The organism is Halocynthiibacter sp., from assembly GCF_049608145.1.
In the GTDB taxonomy this organism is placed as follows: Bacteria; Pseudomonadota; Alphaproteobacteria; order Rhodobacterales; family Rhodobacteraceae; genus Halocynthiibacter.
In genome coordinates, this window is record NZ_JBMYXF010000045.1 from 24,262 (window position 1) to 24,620 (window position 359).

The 359-nt window shown below is 53.5% G+C and carries 1 pseudogene; it reads right to left on the reverse strand.

The features are described 5' to 3' along the window. Positions 1-359 (reverse strand): annotated as a pseudogene (locus ACPGUT_RS12595) (DDE-type integrase/transposase/recombinase); the annotation flags it as partial.

Here is a 359-nt window from a genome sequence, read left to right on the forward strand (position 1 = left end):
GTTGAAGAAGCTTTCTGCAACCGCGTTATCCATTGCCCTCTCATGCATGTTTACATGCATGAGAGGGATGACAATTTCCGCGTCTGCTCATCGAGTGTTGGATGTTGTGCGCTCGAAGAAATGCTGCCCAATCCCGGCTTGTATACTGCGCCCCCTGATCCGCTGCCCGGCAGGGTATTGCGCAGCAATGCACGAGAGGGGGTATGGATTAGAACGGATTGTCTTGGCTTTCGTCGCCGTACCGCCATCAGTAAGGCCTGCAAGACAAGGTCAGTAGGCTGACGTGATTGTGTGGCCCAGCTGTCACCTGACAATGGTTTGGTACAAACCATGAGAGGGCAACAACACGGCGAGAGTAA